The organism is Polaromonas sp. P4_H1 (genome assembly GCF_056400945.1).
Window position 1 is genome coordinate 21,207 of sequence record NZ_JBFUKG010000008.1, and the last position, 16,603, is coordinate 37,809.

The window sequence follows — 16,603 nt, forward strand, 5'->3', positions numbered from 1 at the left end:
CGTGCTGCTCCACGTCATCCATGAAACCAGCTACCGCTATACGCCGGCGGTTGAAAACGCACACCACGTCGTGCACCTCAAGCCGGCCAGCCGCGGCGGGCAGACGCTGCTGCACTATGCATTGCGCATCGATCCGGCCCCCGCGCAACTGCGCGAGACAGTCGATGTCTATGGCAATACCCGCAGTTATTTTTCGTTGCAGGCTGCACACGACCGGCTGACGGTCGTCGCCGACAGCGTCGTCTCCACCTCCTCCGCCAATCCGCTGCAGGCTGACCTGCCCTCGGCGCCCGGTGCGCGGGCGGCTATGCCCTGGGAGCAGGTTCGCGACCAGTTCCGCTACCGGGCCGGCGCCGCCTACGACAGCGCCTCGGAATTCCTGTTTGCCTCGCCTTATGTCCCGCTGGACGAGGCGTTTGCCGAATTTGCCCGGCCGAGTTTCATACCGGGCAGGCCCCTGCCGGAGGCCACGCACGACCTCATGACACGCATTCACACCACCATGACCTATGAGAGCGAAAGCACCGAGGTCAACACACCCGCTCTGGACGCACTCGAGCAGCGCAAAGGGGTTTGCCAGGATTTTGCACACATCATGGTGGCCTGCTGCCGCGCCATTGGTTTGCCGGCGCGTTATGTCAGCGGCTACCTGCTCACCACCCCGCCCCCCGGCCAGCCGCGCCTGATCGGCAGTGACGCCTCGCATGCCTGGGCCTCGGTCTACTGCCCCGGCGTGGGCCAGTGGCTGGACTTTGATCCCACCAACAACCGGGCGCCGGGTGAGGACTACGTGACGCTGGCCACGGGCCGCGATTTTCTGGACGTATCGCCCATGCGCGGCGTGATCCGCGGTGGCGAGCAGCACATCCTGGATGTTGCGGTGACGGTGAAACCCCTTGAGCCCGCTGAATTGACCGCTTTTGGCGGCGCCCTCCATCAGGCGGATTGACAGTGGATTAGCCGGCTTCATCGGCATCCTGCGCTAAGATAAAAAATCAGCGACAGACTGTATTGCTATCTTATTAGTAGCTGTAGTAGCCGGGAACGCCCGCCCTTTTGGTACCCCCGGCACATTTCATCCCCGACAGACTTCACCCTCCAGGAGAACACCATGAGTACCAGCCCGCAAAACGTCTACGACAAGCTCAAAGCCCTGAACATCACGCTGCCCGCCGTGGCAGCCCCGGTGGCCGCCTACCTGCCTTTCGTGCAGACCGGCAACCTGGTGTTCCTGAGCGGCCACATCGCCAAGAAAGACGGCAAGGTCCTCGCCGGCCAGTTGGGCAAGAACATGACGACCGAAGAAGGCAAGGCCGCGGCGCGTTCAGTCGCCATCGACCTGATGGGCACGCTCGAAGCCGCCGTCGGCCTGGGCAAGGTCAAACGCATCGTCAAGCTCATGAGCCTGGTCAACTCAACCGGCGACTTCACCGAGCAGCATCTGGTAACCAACGGCGCCAGCGAACTCTTCGGTGAAATCTTCGGCGAAGCCGGCAAGCACGCGCGCAGCGCGTTTGGCGTGGCGCAGAACCCCATGGGTGCTTGTGTCGAGATCGACCTGATTGCCGAGGTGGGCTGACAGCACCGCCGCTACGACAAACCGCCGGCAGCCAGCATGACATCGTTTCAGGGCAAGCTGAAAATCCGGCATCTGGAAGTTGTGCTTGCCGTCGCGGATTGCGGCAACCTCTCGCGTGCCGCCACGCAGCTGGGCCTGACGCAGTCAGGTCTTTCGCGGGCGAGCACGGACGCCTTCCCGGCATGGCTGCCCGCTAGCTTTTTTTTAGCGACCAGGTTTACCGCGGACATTTGCCCCTGACGCTGACGGGGAGGCAATCGCGCGACACCGCCCCTTACTTCACTAGATTTAGAATCACACTCGCCCCGGCATCCTCCGGGGCAGCGTTCTCAGGGCGGGGTGAAAGTCCCCACCGGCGGTGATTGCAGCGATGCATCAACCCGCGAGCGCCCGGCCTGCACCTGTGCAGGTTCGGGGTCAGCAGATCCGGTGCGATTCCGGGGTCGACGGTCATAGTCCGGATAAAAAGAGAGCGCGATGCCATGCATGCCTGCAGCCTTGTGCGCGGGCGTATGCAGGCTCGTGCGCCCTGGCTGTTTTGGATTGTCAGAGGCCTTCATGAGTCAAAAAAATCTTCCCCCGCCGGAGACGGCACGTTTTGCGTTTATCCAGTCGTCCTGGCACGAGGACATCGTGGACCAGGGCCGCCTCGGTTTCACGGCAGAGATGGCGAGGCACGGCATAGGCGCGGACGACATCGACTTCTTCGCGGTGCCGGGCGCATTCGAGATTCCGCTGCACGCCAAAAAGCTGGCGAAATCGGGACGCTATGCCGCCATCATCACCTGTGGGCTGGTGGTGGACGGCGGCATCTACCGCCATGAGTTCGTCGCCGACGCGGTGATCAACGCGCTAATGGGCATCCAGCTGGAAACCGGCGTGCCGGTGTTTTCGGCGGTGCTGACGCCGCAGAATTTTCATGAGCATGAAGAACACCGCAAGTTCTTCACCGCGCATTTTCTGACCAAAGGCAAGGAAGTGGCGCAGGCCTGCCTGGAGACAGTGGCAGGGCTGAAAAGGCTTGAGTCACTGCTCGCGGCCTGACACCGGCCCCCCGGATCCGCCGCCCGAGTTGCTATTAAATAGATAGCAACTTGCGCCCATCGCGTATTACTTACGCCCATCGATTATTGGCAATGGGCGTATGTTCTATTCAAGGCGAGCGATTCCGGTGGGTTTGAAGCCCAGGTCGGCGGCCTTGCCTTTGCGGGCACGTGCCGCACGGGCATTGTTCAGGCTGCGGATTTCGAGCGTTTCTTCACGCACTTTGCCGCCGCGCCCAATGCCTTCAATCTGCACGCTGCGGGTGTAAGCCGCGGCGCCGGCCAGCGTGTCCTTGGCGTCCAGGTCCAGCAGCATCAGCCCACGTCCACCGGCTGCCTGGAGTTTAAGGTCGGTGATTTCGAATGTGAGGATGCGGCCACCGGTGGAGGCGCAGGCGACATGCGTGGCCGGACTCAGCGGCACGGCGCCGGTGCTGCCCGATACATGCGAAGGCCTGCATACCGATTCGCCCTCGCCGCAGCTGATGAACGTCTTGCCGGCTTTGAGACGCGAACTCATGTTTTCCACAGTCGCGAGGAAACCATAACCACCGCTGCCGCTGAGCAGCAAAGTGGCACTGGCCGGACCCGCAAAGTAATGCACCAATTGCGTTCCCGACTCGAGGTCGATCAGGGTCGTCAGCGGCTGCCCGTCACCGCGTGCGCCCGGCAGGGACGCCACCGGGACAGAGTAAATACGGCCGCGTGAGCCAAAGGCCAGCAGGGTATCGACGGTACGGCATTCAAACGTCGCGTACAGGCCGTCGCCCGCCTTGAAGGCAAAGCTTGCCGCATCGTGGCCGTGGCCCGAGCGGGCGCGCACCCAGCCCTTGGCGCTCACCACCACCGTGACCGGCTCGTCCAGCACCTTGACTTCGAGTACGGCTTTTTTCTCGGCCTGGATCAGCGTGCGGCGCTGGTCGGCAAACTGTTTGGCGTCCGCTTCAATTTCCTTGACCAGCAGGCGGCGAAGCGCCGCCGGGCTGCCCAGGATTTCCTCGAGCTTGCCCTGCTCTTCCCGCAGGGTTTTGAGCTCCTGCTCGATCTTGATGGCTTCCAGCCGCGCCAGCTGGCGCAGGCGAATCTCGAGGATGTCTTCGGCCTGCCGGTCGCTCAGCTTGAAGCGCTCTATCAGCGCGGCCTTGGGCTCGTCCGACTGGCGGATGATGGCAATCACCTCATCGATGTTGAGCAGCACCAGCTGCCGCCCCTCGAGGATGTGGATGCGGTCGAGGACCTTATCGAGCCGGTGCTGCGAACGTCGTTGTACCGTGGCCTGGCGGAACTCGATCCACTCGCTCAGCATTTGCCGCAACGTTTTTTGCGTCGGCTTGCCATCGAGCCCCACCATGGTCAGGTTGATCGAGGCAGAACTCTCCAGGCTGGTGTGCGCCAGCAGCGTGTTGATGAGTTCGGACTGCTCGATCCTGCTGGTCTTGGGCTCGAACACCAGGCGCACCGCGGCGTCCTTGCTGGACTCGTCGCGCACCACGTCGAGCACCGACAGCACGGTCTGCTTGAGCTGCACCTGCTCCTGGCTCAGCGCTTTCTTGCCGGCCTTGATCTTGGGGTTAGTGAGCTCTTCGATCTCTTCGAGCACGCGCTGCGTGCTGACGCCAGGCGGCAACTCCTGCACCACGAGCTGCCACTGGCCGCGGGCCAGGTCCTCAATCTTCCAGCGGGCGCGCACCTTGAGCGAACCACGTCCGGTGCTGTAGGCCGCCGCAATTTCCGCGCCGCTCGAGATGATCTGCCCGCCGCCAGGGTAATCGGGACCGGCGATCAGCGTGTACAACTCGTCGTCGCTGAGCTTGGGTGTCTTGATCAGGGCCACGCAAGCGTCAGCCACCTCGCGCAGGTTGTGGCTGGGAATTTCGGTAGCCAGCCCCACGGCAATGCCGCTGGCGCCGTTAAGCAGCGTGAACGGCAAGCGCGCCGGCAACTGGCGTGGCTCTTCGAACGAGCCATCGTAATTCGGCACGAAATCGACCGTGCCTTCATCGAGTTCGTCAAGCAACAGCGTCGTGATGCGTGCCAACCGGGCCTCGGTATAGCGCATGGCCGCCGCGCCATCGCCGTCGCGCGAGCCGAAATTGCCCTGACCGTCGACCAGCGGGTAACGCTGGCTGAAGTCCTGGGCCATGCGCACCATCGCGTCGTAAGCCGCCTGGTCGCCGTGCGGGTGGTATTTGCCCAGCACGTCACCGACCACACGGGCGCTTTTGACCGGCTTGGCGCCGCTTGCACCATTGGCGCCGCCAAAGCCCAGGCCCATGCGCGCCATGCTGTACAAAATGCGGCGCTGAACCGGCTTCTGGCCATCGCACACGTCGGGCAGCGCCCTGCCCTTGACGACGCTCAGCGCGTATTCGAGGTAGGCGCGCTGCGCATAGGCGGCGAGCGAGTCCTGGTCAGCAGGTTCGGGGATCGGGGCTACTGCGTCCGGTGTAAAGAGATCCATCTTGAATTTGACTTGGCTGGTAAGGTGGAGTTACGCATGCCGGTACACACTGGTGCGACCGACACAGGGCTACAAAGAAATGCAGGGGGAGCCGGTTTTCAGGCCGCCGGGCTGGTGGTTGGCACATCCCGCGCAAACATTCCCGGGCTGAACACAAGGCGCATTGTGAGGTCAGTTCTGCTCGAGTTGAACCTCTGGCGTGGCAGTGGACACCACTGTGGGCGGCACCATGTTGCTGCGGCCGGTTGCGCCGCCCATCATTTCCATGCGAACCCGGCCGGGCGACGCCATCATGCTGGGCGGCTTAAGGTGGTTATAGAGCTGCATCACGGTCTTGACGTAGTTTTTGGTTTCAGGGTAATTGGGAATCTTGTTACCGGCTCGCTGCACCGCACCCTCGCCGGCGTTATAGGCGGCAACTGCCAGCTCCAGTTGGCCGGGGAACATGGCAATCAGGTCGCTCAGGTAGCTGGAACCCGCTCGAATGTTCGTCTTGGGGTCAGTCAGCTTTTTCTGGATCGGGGAATTTTTGTCAGCCCTGACGCCATAGCGTTCCGCCGTCGGCGGGATCAGCTGCATCAGCCCCACCGCGCCTTTGGGCGAGACAGCCTGGGTGTCAAAGCCAGATTCGGTGGCGATCAGGGCCTGCAGCAGTTCGTAGTCAATGCCATGCTTGACGGAAGCTTCGCGCAGCAGGTGCTTGACGGCCTTGTAGTTGGGAGACACATCAAAGTAGGCAAGCAGCTTGGGCGGCGCAGCGGCCACGCCGGTGGCCCGGTTGGCATCGTTGCCGACTGCCTTGCCGCTTTTGGCAACATTGTTGCCTGCGCTGAAGCTTTCAGCCCCGCGAAAGAAAAGCTCATAGCGCTCATCCAGCCGTATCGCCGAAAAGTGGGCAACGCCCCCGGCATCTACATAGCCCCAGATATCGGCACGGGCCGGAGTGACGTGCAAACCCGCAAGCAGCATGACCAGCATGGGCAACAGCAGCGCGCGCCAGCGGACAGGGCTACGCGGCGCCGGCGTCCCCGCCAACACGCGGGATGCCGATGCCAGGTGCAAAAGCGAAAACAACTTCAGGGGGAAATTCATCAAATATCGATCTCCACGGCATCGCCGTGCAACTCCATCAGTTCGCGTCGCGCCGCAGCCTCGCCTTTACCCATCAGCTTGGTGATCAGATTTTCAGTTTGCAGAAAATCAAAATTGCCCAACTGCACGGGTAGCAGGCGCCGGGTGTCCGGGTTGAGCGTGGTTTCCCACAACTGTTCCGCACTCATTTCGCCCAGCCCCTTGAAGCGGCTGATGCTCCAGGCGTTCTCACGCACGCCGTCCTTGCGCAACTTGTCCAATATGGCGGTCAATTCGCCTTCGTCCAGGGCATACACCTTGGACGCCGGCTTTTTACCTCGCGCAGGAGCATCCACCCGAAACAGCGGCGGACGCGCCACATACACATTACCAGCTTCAATCAGTTTGGGGAAGTGCCGGAAAAAGAGGGTCAGCAACAGCACCTGGATGTGCGAGCCGTCTACGTCGGCGTCGCTGAGGATGCAGACCTTGCCGTAGCGCAGGCCGCTCAGGTCCGGCGTGTCATGGGGGCCATGCGGATCGACGCCGATGGCCACGGCAATATCGTGGATTTCCGTATTGGCGAACAGCCTGTCACGCTCGACCTCCCAGGTATTGAGCACCTTGCCGCGCAGCGGCAAGATGGCCTGACTTTCCTTGTCGCGCCCCATCTTGGCACTACCGCCCGCCGAGTCGCCCTCGACCAGGAAGACCTCGTTGTGTGCCAGGTCCTTGCTTTCACAATCGGTCAGCTTGCCCGGCAGCACGGCCACGCCGGAGCCCTTGCGTTTTTCAACCTTCTGGCCGGCCTTCTGGCGGGTTTGCGCGGCCTTGATGGCGAGTTCGGCCAGTTTTCTCCCGTAGTCGACATGCTGGTTCAGCCACAGCTCCAGCGTGGGGCGCACAAAGCTCGACACCAGCCGCACCGCATCGCGCGAGTTCAGGCGTTCCTTGATCTGACCCTGAAACTGCGGGTCCAGCACCTTGGCGGAAAGCACATAACTGGCCCGGGCAAACACATCCTCAGGCAGCAACTTGACGCCCTTGGGCAGCAGCGAATGCAAATCGATAAAGCTCTTGACGGCAGTGAACAAGCCATCGCGCAGTCCGCTTTCGTGCGTACCGCCGGCACTGGTCGGGATCAGGTTGACGTAGCTTTCGCGCATGGGCTGACCGTCTTCGGTAAAGGCCACACACCACTGGGCGCCCTCACCCTCGGCAAAACTGTCGTGCGAGGCATCGGCAAAGCCCTCGCCCTCAAACATCGGAATCACCGGATCGGCAGTGAGGGTCTGCATCAGGTAGTCGCGCAGGCCGCCCTTGTAGGCCCAGGTCTGCGTTTCTTTGGTCTTCTCGTTGGTCAGCGTGACGGTCACACCAGGCATCAGCACGGCCTTGCTGCGCAGCAAATGCGTCAACTCGGTCATGGGCAGCGCGGCAGACTCGAAGTATTTGGCGTCCGGCCAGGCGCGCACGGAGGTACCGCATTTTCGGTCGCCTTCAACAGCCTTGCGCAACTGCAGTTTTTCAATGACATCGCCACCTGAAAACACCAGCCGGGCGACCATGCCTTCGCGGTAAGACATCACTTCAAGCCGTTTTGACAAGGCGTTGGTGACGCTCACCCCCACGCCGTGCAGGCCACCCGAGAAGCTGTAGGCGCCGCCCTTGCCCTTGTCGAACTTGCCACCGGCATGCAGGCGGGTGAACACCAGCTCGACCACCGGTGCTTTTTCTTCCGGGTGCAGGCCAAACGGGATGCCGCGCCCGTCGTCCTCCACGCTCACCGAGCCGTCGGTGTGCAGCGTGACCTTGATCTTTTTGCCATACCCGGCCAGCGCCTCGTCGGCCGAGTTGTCCAGAACCTCCTGAATGATGTGCAGCGGGTTGTCGGTGCGCGTATACATGCCCGGCCGCTGCTTGACGGGCTCCAGACCCTTGAGCACGCGGATCGAGCCTTCGGAATATTCGTTGCTTGCGGTAGATAGTTTGTCGGCCATGGCTGATGAGGAAATTGCGGCAATTGTAGACCGGGCCGCAAAAGTAACTGTACAAATATACAGCCATGCTAACCGAACCCGCCGGGCCGGACGGTTCCGCCACGCGGCGCACCGCCCGGCCGCCAGCACCTTGTGGACATTTTCGTTACAGTCTGCCCATGGCTTCCAACACCGCCCCTACTCCCGACGCGTCATCCTCTTCCTCTTCTTCCCAAACCCTGTCGATGCTTCAGGTGCTGGCCTGCGGCGCGGCGATTGTCACGCTGTCCATGGGTATACGCCATGGCTTCGGCCTCTGGCTTCAACCCATCACCCAGGCGCAGGGCTGGACGCGCGAGACCTTTGCTTTTGCCATTGCCGTGCAGAACCTGGCCTGGGGTGTTTTTGGCATCTTTGCCGGCATGGCGGCTGACCGCTTTGGCGCCTTCCGGGTGATTGTGGGTGGTGCGTTGCTGTACGCCCTGGGCCTCGTTGGCATGGCGCTGTCGCCCACGGGCCTGCTGTTCACGCTGACCGCCGGGGTGCTGATTGGCGCGGCGCAGGCAGGCACCACCTACGCGGTGATTTACGGCGTCATCGGGCGCAATATTTCCTCGGACAAGCGCTCCTGGGCCATGGGTGTGGCAGCGGCCGCAGGCTCGTTTGGCCAGTTTTTGATGGTGCCCGTCGAGGGTTTCCTGATCAGCAGCCTGGGCTGGAAAGAAGCCCTGCTGGCCCTGAGCATTGCAGTTTTGATGATCGTGCCCCTGGCGCTGGGGCTGCATGAGAGCGGGTTTGCGAGCGGCAAGCCGGCCAAACGCGAGCAAACCATCGGGCAGGCACTGCGGGAAGCCTTCAAGTACCCGAGCTTTCAATTGCTGATGGCCGGCTACTTCGTCTGCGGCTTCCAGGTGGTATTCATTGGCGTGCACATGCCCAGCTATCTGAAAGACAAGGGCCTGTCGCCCCAGGTGGCCAGTTATGCGCTGGCCCTGATCGGCCTCTTCAATGTGTTCGGCACCTACGTTGCCGGTTCGCTGGGCCAGAGAATTGCCAAACGAAAAATCCTGGCGACGATTTACCTGTCGCGAGCCATCGTCATCGCCGTGTTCCTGGCCGCCCCGTTGAGCCCCATGAGCGTTTATATCTTTGCCAGCGTGATGGGCTTGCTGTGGCTGTCGACCATTCCACCGACCAACGCCGTGGTGGCGCAAATTTTCGGCATCCAGCATATGTCCATGCTGGGCGGCTTTATTTTCTTCAGCCACCAGATCGGTTCCTTCCTGGGGGTCTGGCTGGGCGGCTACCTGTATGACCGCACCGGCAGCTACAACATTGTCTGGTACATCGCCATTGCGCTGGGTGTGTTTGCAGCACTGGTAAACCTGCCGGTGCGCGAAACCCCGATTTCGCGTGCCGGCCTGCCGCAGGGAGCGTAAGGTGGCCAAAAAGATCAGCTGGTGGGCGCTCGCGATCCTCGCATCGCTGGGCGTGTTTTCCCTTTACACGCGGCCTGATTTCCTCTTCACGCTGGCCAATCAGGTCTGGGCCTGTTTCTAGGATTGCCTCAGGCCGACTTCAGGCTTGCCCGCAGTTTTGTACAGGCCATTGAGACCTGAAGCCCAATCACGACGGGGACAAGCAGCCATGAAAACTATCGTAATTACCGGGGCGTCCGATGGCATAGGCGCGGAGATGGCGCGGCAACTCGCGCAAACGCACCGCACCGGCGTGGCATTGGTGCTGGCTGCGCGCAACGAAGCCTTGCTCGCGGAAGTCGCCGCGCAATGTGCGGCGCACGGCGCCCAAACGCTGGTGGTGAAAACCGATGTCTCGATCGAGGCCCAATGCCGGCAGCTGATCGCCGCCGCCGTCAGCCGCTTTGGCCGCATCGACGCGTTGATCAATAACGCTGGCCGGTCGGCGCAGGCGCTCTTTGAAGACGTCAAAGCCGAAGACCTGGCCTGGTACGAGCAACTGATGCGCATCAACTTCTGGGGCAGCGTCTGGTGCACCCATGCGGCCCTGCCTCATTTAAAGCAAAGCCACGGCGCCATCGTGGCCGTCTCCAGCCTCGCGGGGCTGATTGGCGTGCCGGGCCGGACCGCCTACAGCGCCACCAAATTTGCCATGACGGGTTTCTTCGAGGCCCTGCGCGCGGAATTGAAGGGTGCCGGCGTCAGCGTGACGACCGTCTATCCCGGCGTGGTCGCTACGCAGACCCGGTATCGCGGTTTCAATGCCGCGGGGGCCCCTGCCGGCTCCAGTGGCCTGAAGGAAGATCAGGCCATGAGCGTTGAAGAATGCGCAGGACTGATTCTGCAGGGCATGGCGCGACGGGACCGCGAGGTGGTGATGACAGCCAAAGGCAGGCTGGGCCGCTGGCTCAAACTGGTGGCGCCAGCCCGGGTCGAGTCGATGGCGCTGGCCGCCCTCAAGGATGAGGTCAAGCCTCATTAACTTTATTAACACCTCCGTTAATCCTATTAACCGCATTAACCCAATTAACCCAATAACCCCATGACCTCATTGCAAAAGCAAAGCACCCTGCACGGCACAGAGCCGGCTTCGGCCTGGGTACAGCGCTGGTCGCACCTGGTGGCAGACGGCGGTGTGGTGCTGGATGTGGCTTGCGGCCGCGGTCGCCACGCCTGCTGGTTTTATCAACAAAATCACCCCGTCGTCCTTGTAGACAGGTCACAGGAGGCTATTGAATCCATCGCAATTCCGGCGCAGGCCCGCGAAGCGGTGGTGGCAGATATTGAAAATGGCCCCTGGCCCTTTGCTGGCCGGCAATTTGACGCGGTGGTGGTCACCAACTACCTCTGGCGCCCGCTGATGCCCACCTTGCTTGGCGGCTTGGCGCCGGGCGGTGTCCTGATTTACGAAACTTTTACGCAAGGCAATGAAACGGTGGGAAAACCCTCCCGTCCCGATTTTCTGTTGCGTCCCGGTGAATTGCTGGAGATCTGCCGCGGCTTGCGGGTAGTGGCTTTCGAGGACGGCTTTGAGGAAGGCCCACAGGGACTGCAGCCACGCTTCGTCCAGCGCATTGCCGCGATCCGCGAACCCGAAAGCCATCCGGGTTTGCCCGGGGGCCTGCAACCCCAATCCCCAGTCCCCCCACGCTATAGACTGGTCTAGCCTCTGGGTAGAATGCGGGATTGGCTCTTCGGGTCGGCAATCTCCTTTTTATGATTGTTTCCAGACCACCCCCAGGGCCGCGAACCTACAGACCAAGACATGAAACCCATTACTGGCAGCATCGTTGCACTGGCAACGCCCTTGCATGATGACGGCAGCGTAGATTACCCCACCCTGCGCAAACTGGTGGACTGGCACATCGCCGAAGGGACCGACTGCATAGGCGTGGTCGGCACCACCGGCGAATCCCCGACCGTCAACGTCGAAGAGCACTGCGAAATCATCCGCGTCTCGGTGGAGCAGGCGAAAAAACGCGTGCCCATCATGGCCGGCTGCGGCGCCAATTCCACGGCCGAGGCGATCGAGCTCGCCAGGTTCGCCAAGCAGGTGGGCGCCGACTGCCAGCTGCAAGTCGTCCCCTATTACAACAAGCCCACCCAGGAAGGCCAGTACCGGCATTTCAAGGCGATCGCCGAGGCTGTCGGCGACCTGCCCACCGTGCTGTACAACGTGCCCGGCCGCACCGTAGCCGATATGGCGCATGCCACCGTGCTGCGCCTGGCCCAAGTGCCCGGCATTGTCGGCATCAAGGAGGCCACCGGCAACATCGAGCGCGCACAGTGGCTGATCAAGGAAGTCCCCCAAGGGTTTGCCGTGTACTCCGGTGATGATCCGACCGCCGTGGCGCTGATGCTTTGCGGCGGACAGGGCAACGTCAGCGTGACAGCCAACATCGCGCCACGCCTGATGCACGAGCTGTGCGTGGCTGCCGTGGCGGGAGACGCCAGACGGGCCATGGAGTTGCAGTTCAAACTGCTGCCCCTGCACAGAAACCTTTTTGTCGAAGCCAACCCGATTCCTGTCAAATGGGCCATGGCCCGGATGGGACTGTGCGGTGGAGCGCTACGACTACCCATGACGCCGCTTGACCCATCCAACGAAGCTGCCGTGGAAGGCGCCCTGCGCGCCAGCGGCCTGATCTGATTTTTAAGGGAACCCCAGTGAAGAACTTGCCAAAACGCCCTGCCTTTGCAACCACCCAAAATGCGCTAACCGTGTCCGCACTGGTTGCCGTGAGCCTGCTTGCGGGCTGCTCCACCATCAGGGATGTCATGGAAGGCGAACGCATCGATTACAAATCGAGCGCTACCAAAGCGCCCTCGCTGGATATTCCTCCCGACCTGACCCAGCTCAACCGTGAAAGCCGTTATGTGGTGCCCGGCACAGCCGTGACCGCCAGCAGCTACCAGGTAGGCCAGGCCGCGCCCCAGACCGCGCCGACGGCAGCTGTTGCGGTAGGTGACGTCCGGGTAGAGCGAGCGGGCACCCAGCGCTGGCTGGTCATCAACCGGCCTGCCGACAAGCTCTGGGGACCCGTGCGTGACTTCTGGCTGGAAAGCGGCTTTTTGCTGGCTCAAGACCAGGAAAATCTGGGCATCATGGAAACGGACTTTGCCGAAAATCGCGCGAAGCTGCCTCAGGACTTCATTCGCAGCGCACTGGGCAAAATTCTCGATGGCGCCTATTCCACCGGCGAACGCGACAAGTTCCGCACCCGGCTGGAACGCCGGCCAGACGGCGGCACCGAGATTTTCATCAGCCATCGCGGCATGGTGGAGGTGATCACCGGCGCCAAGAGCGGCAATGCCGTGACAGGCGACAGCACGGTCTGGCAACCGCGCCCTGCCGATCCCGAACTCGAAGCCGAGTTTCTGCGCCGCCTGATGGTGAAGCTGGGCGTGGCGCAGGAACAGTCCAGGGCCCTCGTTGCAGCAGGCGCCACGAAACAGACATCCCGCTCCACCGTCGTGAACAATCTTCCAGTCGTGCAGATCGACGAAGGTTTCGAGCGCGCCTGGCGTCGCGTGGGCCTGGCACTGGACCGCACCGGCTTCACCGTGGAAGACCGCGACCGCAGCCAGGGCGTCTATTTTGTACGCTATATCGAACCCGTCGCCAACAAGAGCGAACCCGGCTTCTTCAGCAAGCTGTTCAGTGGCTCTCCGGCTGCGCCAGCGCCACTGAAGTACCGCATTGCGGTCAAGAGCCAGGGCGAAAGCACCACGGTATCGGTACTCAATGCCCAGGGCGCGCCTGAATCGTCAGCCAATGCGCAACGCATTGTTCAGGTGATTGCCGACGACCTGAAATAAGGCCGCGGTTTGCAGCCCCATCACTGCCCGCTGCACCGGTGCTGAGATTCAAAAGCCTGGGCAGCGGCAGTTCGGGCAACGCCACACTGGTTGAAGCCCTGGGCCTGCTGCCGTTTCGGGTGCTCATTGATTGCGGGCTGGGGCTCAAGCACCTCGTGTACCGGCTTGGCCAGGCCGGGCTTCGACCGGAAGACATCAACGCGGTCTTCATTACCCATGAACATGGCGACCACATTGGTTGCGCGCGCTCACTGTCCCTGCGCTACCGCATCCCGGTCTGGATGAGCCATGGCACCCATGCCGCTACCGGCTCGCCGGATTTTGATGGCCTGCTCCGCACGGCACGAGATGGTGAAGCCATTGACCTCGGGGGACTGCAGCTCACGCCTTTTACCGTGCCGCACGACGCCAGGGAGCCCCTGCAGCTCACCTGCACGGATGGCTCGGCGAAGCTGGGGATTTTGACGGACCTGGGCCATGCGACGGCACACGTCTTGGGGCACCTGAAGGCCTGCGATGCGCTGCTGCTGGAGTGCAACCACGACACCGAGATGCTGGCTCAATCAGCCTATCCCGCATTTCTGAAGCGGCGGGTCGGCGGCCAGTACGGCCACCTGGCCAACACCGCAGCGGCAGATATCGCCCGCGCGGTGCGCCACCAGGGCCTCAAGCATCTGGTGGCAGCCCATCTGAGCGCGCAAAACAACCGGCCCGCCCTGGTTCAAGACGTCATGGCGCAGGCTTTGTCCTGCGCGCCAGACGACATCATCGTTGCGAAACCCGATGACGGGAGCTGCTGGCTGCAGATCTGACAACGCAACATGACGAAGCAATCATTCCCGGGGTCTGGGCAAGCTGCCGGGAAATCATGAACTGTATGAACCATAAAAAAAGCCGCCTTGCGGCGGCTTTTTTCGACTCGCTGAAGAGAATTACTTCTTCGCTGCGTCTGCGGCGCCAGCGGCAGCCGAAGCGGCACCAGCAGCAGCCGTAGCGGCGCCAGCGGCAGCCGAAGCGGCACCAGCAGCGGCATCAGCAGCGGGAGCAGCAGCAGGTGCAGGCGCAGGTGCGGCAACTGGTGCAGGCGCAGGTGCTGCAGCTTCTTCTTTTTTGCCGCAAGCAGCCAGAGCAACAGCGGCAACAATAGCTGCCAAAACGAGTGACTTGTTCATTTTTACGATCCTTGATGAATTTAGAAAACAATTTCCGGAAACTGTCAAAGGCAACCTGAATCAAAAATTCAGGTCATGTTTGACTGGGGAAAGGACTCGAGCTCTTTCTACCCAGCTATAAATTATATGCCGGTTATTGCAAGCCTGAAAACCCTTAGGCGGCAAAACGCCCTACGGAATCAAGCCGAAAACCGTAAAAACCACACACACCCGCACACACCTACAGTCCCAGCGTGGTCGCCGGAAAGGCTGGCGAACTTTTTAGCAACCGCTCATTCAGGCGTTCCCTCAGCGCAACCCGTCTGACCACTTCAGAGCCTGCTGTCCCTGTGCAGCGCGCCAACTCCACCCTTTCAAACACCCAACTGGGTGCCCATAGCGCACTGGGCATGTCATCAGCCGGCGTGGAAGCACTTCCACGGCAGTCCACAATGTGCGCCCAGGTCCGTCGCCACGCCGCAAAACGCGCATGACGCCGGAGCACCTCATCGTAATTTTTAGCAAGCATCGTGAACCTGCGGCCCGCTCTGGACCAGTCATTCAGCGCCTGAACCACCACGCGCTCACCCAGAGGCCAGTCTTCAAAGCTGGGGTCGCACACGATGATTTCACGCCAGCCCTCCGCAGCGGCCGCTGCAAAGGCCTGCCGAACCAGGCTGGTGAACTCGGCGCGGCCACTGAAGCGCCCCTCCAGCAACACGGGTGGCTCGGTGGGTGTTGTTTGAGAATCCATGAGACTTCCTCCTTCGAATTGATGAGACGCCCTTCAGGCGCCGCCTCCCATCGGCAGTTCCTGCCGCAGCCAACCGGCCTCATGCCAGTCCCCCAGCAACGCAAGAGCAGGCTTGCTGGCCTTGCGCAACTCACTGGCCGACAGACCGCGCTGGTCGGCCAGCCGGCGCATGAGGGCGGCATCGGTGCCTTTGGCACGGTAGCTTTCTCCATTGATGAACACATGGTCGCTGTCATACATCATCCGGCTGCGCGCATCAAGGCAAATGCCGGCTTTGCCCGCTTTGACAGCGTCCTGCTCCCAAGCCTGCAGGGGAGCCTCAAACCAGACTGAAGGTTTGGGTTCGGTCATGTACTCCCCCAGTGCGCAAGCCAGGGCGAGCGGATCCTTGAGCGCCTCGAGGACCGCTTGCCCGGCGAATTTCGCAAGCCCCTCAGGCAGCGCCGCAGGCGTCGCGGTTGCGGCCTGGCGCGGGTCGCGATAAATTTTCGGTGAAGGACCGGCACGCCGACGCCCCTCGCCGGAGGACGGCTCGGACTCGTCTTCGCTGAACTCCGCCAGGCGATGCAGCAGCTCCGCAGCCAGCTCGTTCCGCGCCGGTGCCCGAAAACCGATGGAATAGGTCATGCAGTCTGCAGCCTCGCCATCTCCGCCTGCCGCGGCTTCGGCAATACCATCATGTGCATAGCATGGCGGCAGGTAGAGCATGTCGCCCGCCTCAAGGACAAACTCCTCATCAGGTTCAAAGTTCTGCAGTATTTTCAACGGCACCCCTTGCTGCAAGGTCAGATCTTTTTGCTGTCCAATTTTCCAGCGCCGGCGCCCGCTGGCCTGGAGCAAAAAAACATCGTAACTGTCAAAGTGCGGCCCCACGCCCCCACCCGGCGTTGCAAACGAGATCATCAGGTCATCCAGCCGCGCATCCGGCACAAAACGAAACTTCTGCAACAGCGCATGCGCGCGCGCATCATGCAGGTCCACCCCCTGCACCAGAAGCGTCCAGGCATCCCGGCTCAATGGCGGCAGGCTTCGCCTCGCAAACGGCCCCTGCTTCATGCGCCACCCCTGGGTCTGGCGGGCAATCAGGCGGGATTCGACATGCTCCTGCCCGGCCAGCGTAAACAGGTCTGCGCGACTGAGCAAAGGCTGAAATCCGGGAATGGCCTGACGCACAAGAAGCGGCTTTTTTTGCCAGTACTGGCGCATGAATCGGGCCGGACTCAAACCGGCGAGAAGGTCTAGGGCTTGATTTACATCCATGGGACAAT

16 protein-coding genes and 1 riboswitch are annotated in these 16,603 nt (G+C 61.9%); of the genes, 10 read left to right on the forward strand and 6 right to left on the reverse strand.

The window, feature by feature from the left end; all coding sequences use genetic code 11:
- The first annotated feature begins 1 nt into the window (after position 1).
- The 4 genes from AC1DS5_RS11785 (at position 2) to AC1DS5_RS11800 (ending at position 2,623) form a co-directional block, all read left to right on the forward strand.
- A complete protein-coding gene (locus tag AC1DS5_RS11785) occupies positions 2-949 on the forward strand; it encodes a transglutaminase family protein (protein ID WP_477718448.1) in 948 nt (315 codons plus the stop codon).
- Between the two features lie 162 nt (positions 950-1,111).
- Positions 1,112-1,579, forward strand: coding sequence for a RidA family protein (locus AC1DS5_RS11790; RefSeq protein ID WP_305639814.1), 468 nt, complete (start codon positions 1,112-1,114; stop codon positions 1,577-1,579).
- 36 nt (positions 1,580-1,615) lie between these two features.
- Positions 1,616-1,819 carry a LysR family transcriptional regulator gene (locus AC1DS5_RS11795; RefSeq protein WP_477718449.1) on the forward strand — a complete coding sequence of 68 codons (204 nt, stop codon included), beginning with the start codon at positions 1,616-1,618 and terminating at the stop codon, positions 1,817-1,819.
- A gap of 81 nt (positions 1,820-1,900) precedes the next feature.
- Positions 1,901-2,057: riboswitch (FMN riboswitch) on the forward strand.
- 80 nt (positions 2,058-2,137) lie between these two features.
- On the forward strand, positions 2,138-2,623 hold the full coding sequence (locus AC1DS5_RS11800; RefSeq protein WP_477718450.1) for a 6,7-dimethyl-8-ribityllumazine synthase: 486 nt from the start codon (positions 2,138-2,140) through the stop codon (positions 2,621-2,623).
- 105 nt (positions 2,624-2,728) lie between these two features.
- Here AC1DS5_RS11800 and parC read toward each other — a convergent pair whose 3' ends face one another.
- The 3 genes from parC to AC1DS5_RS11815 form a co-directional block, all read right to left on the reverse strand.
- Complete coding sequence (parC, locus tag AC1DS5_RS11805) at positions 2,729-5,083, reverse strand: DNA topoisomerase IV subunit A (RefSeq protein WP_477718451.1); 2,355 nt, start codon at positions 5,081-5,083, stop codon at positions 2,729-2,731.
- Between the two features lie 171 nt (positions 5,084-5,254).
- Positions 5,255-6,061: a lytic transglycosylase domain-containing protein gene (locus tag AC1DS5_RS11810; protein WP_477718624.1), complete on the reverse strand. Its 807-nt coding sequence runs from the start codon at positions 6,059-6,061 to the stop codon at positions 5,255-5,257.
- A gap of 113 nt (positions 6,062-6,174) precedes the next feature.
- The gene (locus AC1DS5_RS11815) at positions 6,175-8,154 is read right to left on the reverse strand and encodes a DNA topoisomerase IV subunit B (RefSeq protein WP_477718452.1); all 1,980 of its coding nucleotides are present in this window, start codon (positions 8,152-8,154) and stop codon (positions 6,175-6,177) included.
- A 158-nt stretch (positions 8,155-8,312) separates the two neighbouring features.
- On the opposite strand from AC1DS5_RS11815, the gene AC1DS5_RS11820 reads away from it, so the two are divergent.
- The 6 genes from AC1DS5_RS11820 (at position 8,313) to AC1DS5_RS11845 (ending at position 14,242) form a co-directional block, all read left to right on the forward strand.
- Positions 8,313-9,572, forward strand: coding sequence for an MFS transporter (locus AC1DS5_RS11820; RefSeq protein WP_477718453.1), 1,260 nt, complete (start codon positions 8,313-8,315; stop codon positions 9,570-9,572).
- A 208-nt stretch (positions 9,573-9,780) separates the two neighbouring features.
- Entirely contained in the window at positions 9,781-10,593 is an 813-nt protein-coding gene (locus tag AC1DS5_RS11825) for an SDR family oxidoreductase (RefSeq protein ID WP_477718454.1), read from the forward strand.
- A 60-nt stretch (positions 10,594-10,653) separates the two neighbouring features.
- The gene (locus AC1DS5_RS11830; protein ID WP_477718455.1) at positions 10,654-11,277 is read left to right on the forward strand and encodes a class I SAM-dependent methyltransferase; all 624 of its coding nucleotides are present in this window, start codon (positions 10,654-10,656) and stop codon (positions 11,275-11,277) included.
- A gap of 99 nt (positions 11,278-11,376) precedes the next feature.
- Positions 11,377-12,261, forward strand: coding sequence for a 4-hydroxy-tetrahydrodipicolinate synthase (gene dapA / locus AC1DS5_RS11835; protein WP_477718456.1), 885 nt, complete (start codon positions 11,377-11,379; stop codon positions 12,259-12,261).
- A gap of 71 nt (positions 12,262-12,332) precedes the next feature.
- Positions 12,333-13,430: an outer membrane protein assembly factor BamC gene (gene bamC, locus AC1DS5_RS11840; protein WP_477718457.1), complete on the forward strand. Its 1,098-nt coding sequence runs from the start codon at positions 12,333-12,335 to the stop codon at positions 13,428-13,430.
- 38 nt (positions 13,431-13,468) lie between these two features.
- Complete coding sequence (locus AC1DS5_RS11845; RefSeq protein WP_477718458.1) at positions 13,469-14,242, forward strand: MBL fold metallo-hydrolase; 774 nt, start codon at positions 13,469-13,471, stop codon at positions 14,240-14,242.
- On the opposite strand, the gene AC1DS5_RS11850 is transcribed toward AC1DS5_RS11845, so the two are convergent.
- From AC1DS5_RS11850 to AC1DS5_RS11860, 3 genes are all read right to left on the reverse strand, one after another.
- A complete protein-coding gene (locus AC1DS5_RS11850) occupies positions 14,152-14,571 on the reverse strand; it encodes a hypothetical protein (RefSeq protein ID WP_477718459.1) in 420 nt (139 codons plus the stop codon). The two genes, AC1DS5_RS11845 and AC1DS5_RS11850, sit on opposite strands and share 91 nt — an antisense overlap.
- 251 nt (positions 14,572-14,822) lie before the next feature.
- The gene (locus AC1DS5_RS11855; RefSeq protein WP_477718460.1) at positions 14,823-15,335 is read right to left on the reverse strand and encodes a hypothetical protein; all 513 of its coding nucleotides are present in this window, start codon (positions 15,333-15,335) and stop codon (positions 14,823-14,825) included.
- A gap of 33 nt (positions 15,336-15,368) precedes the next feature.
- Entirely contained in the window at positions 15,369-16,595 is a 1,227-nt protein-coding gene (locus AC1DS5_RS11860) for a JmjC domain-containing protein (protein ID WP_477718461.1), read from the reverse strand.
- Positions 16,596-16,603 lie beyond the last annotated feature (8 nt).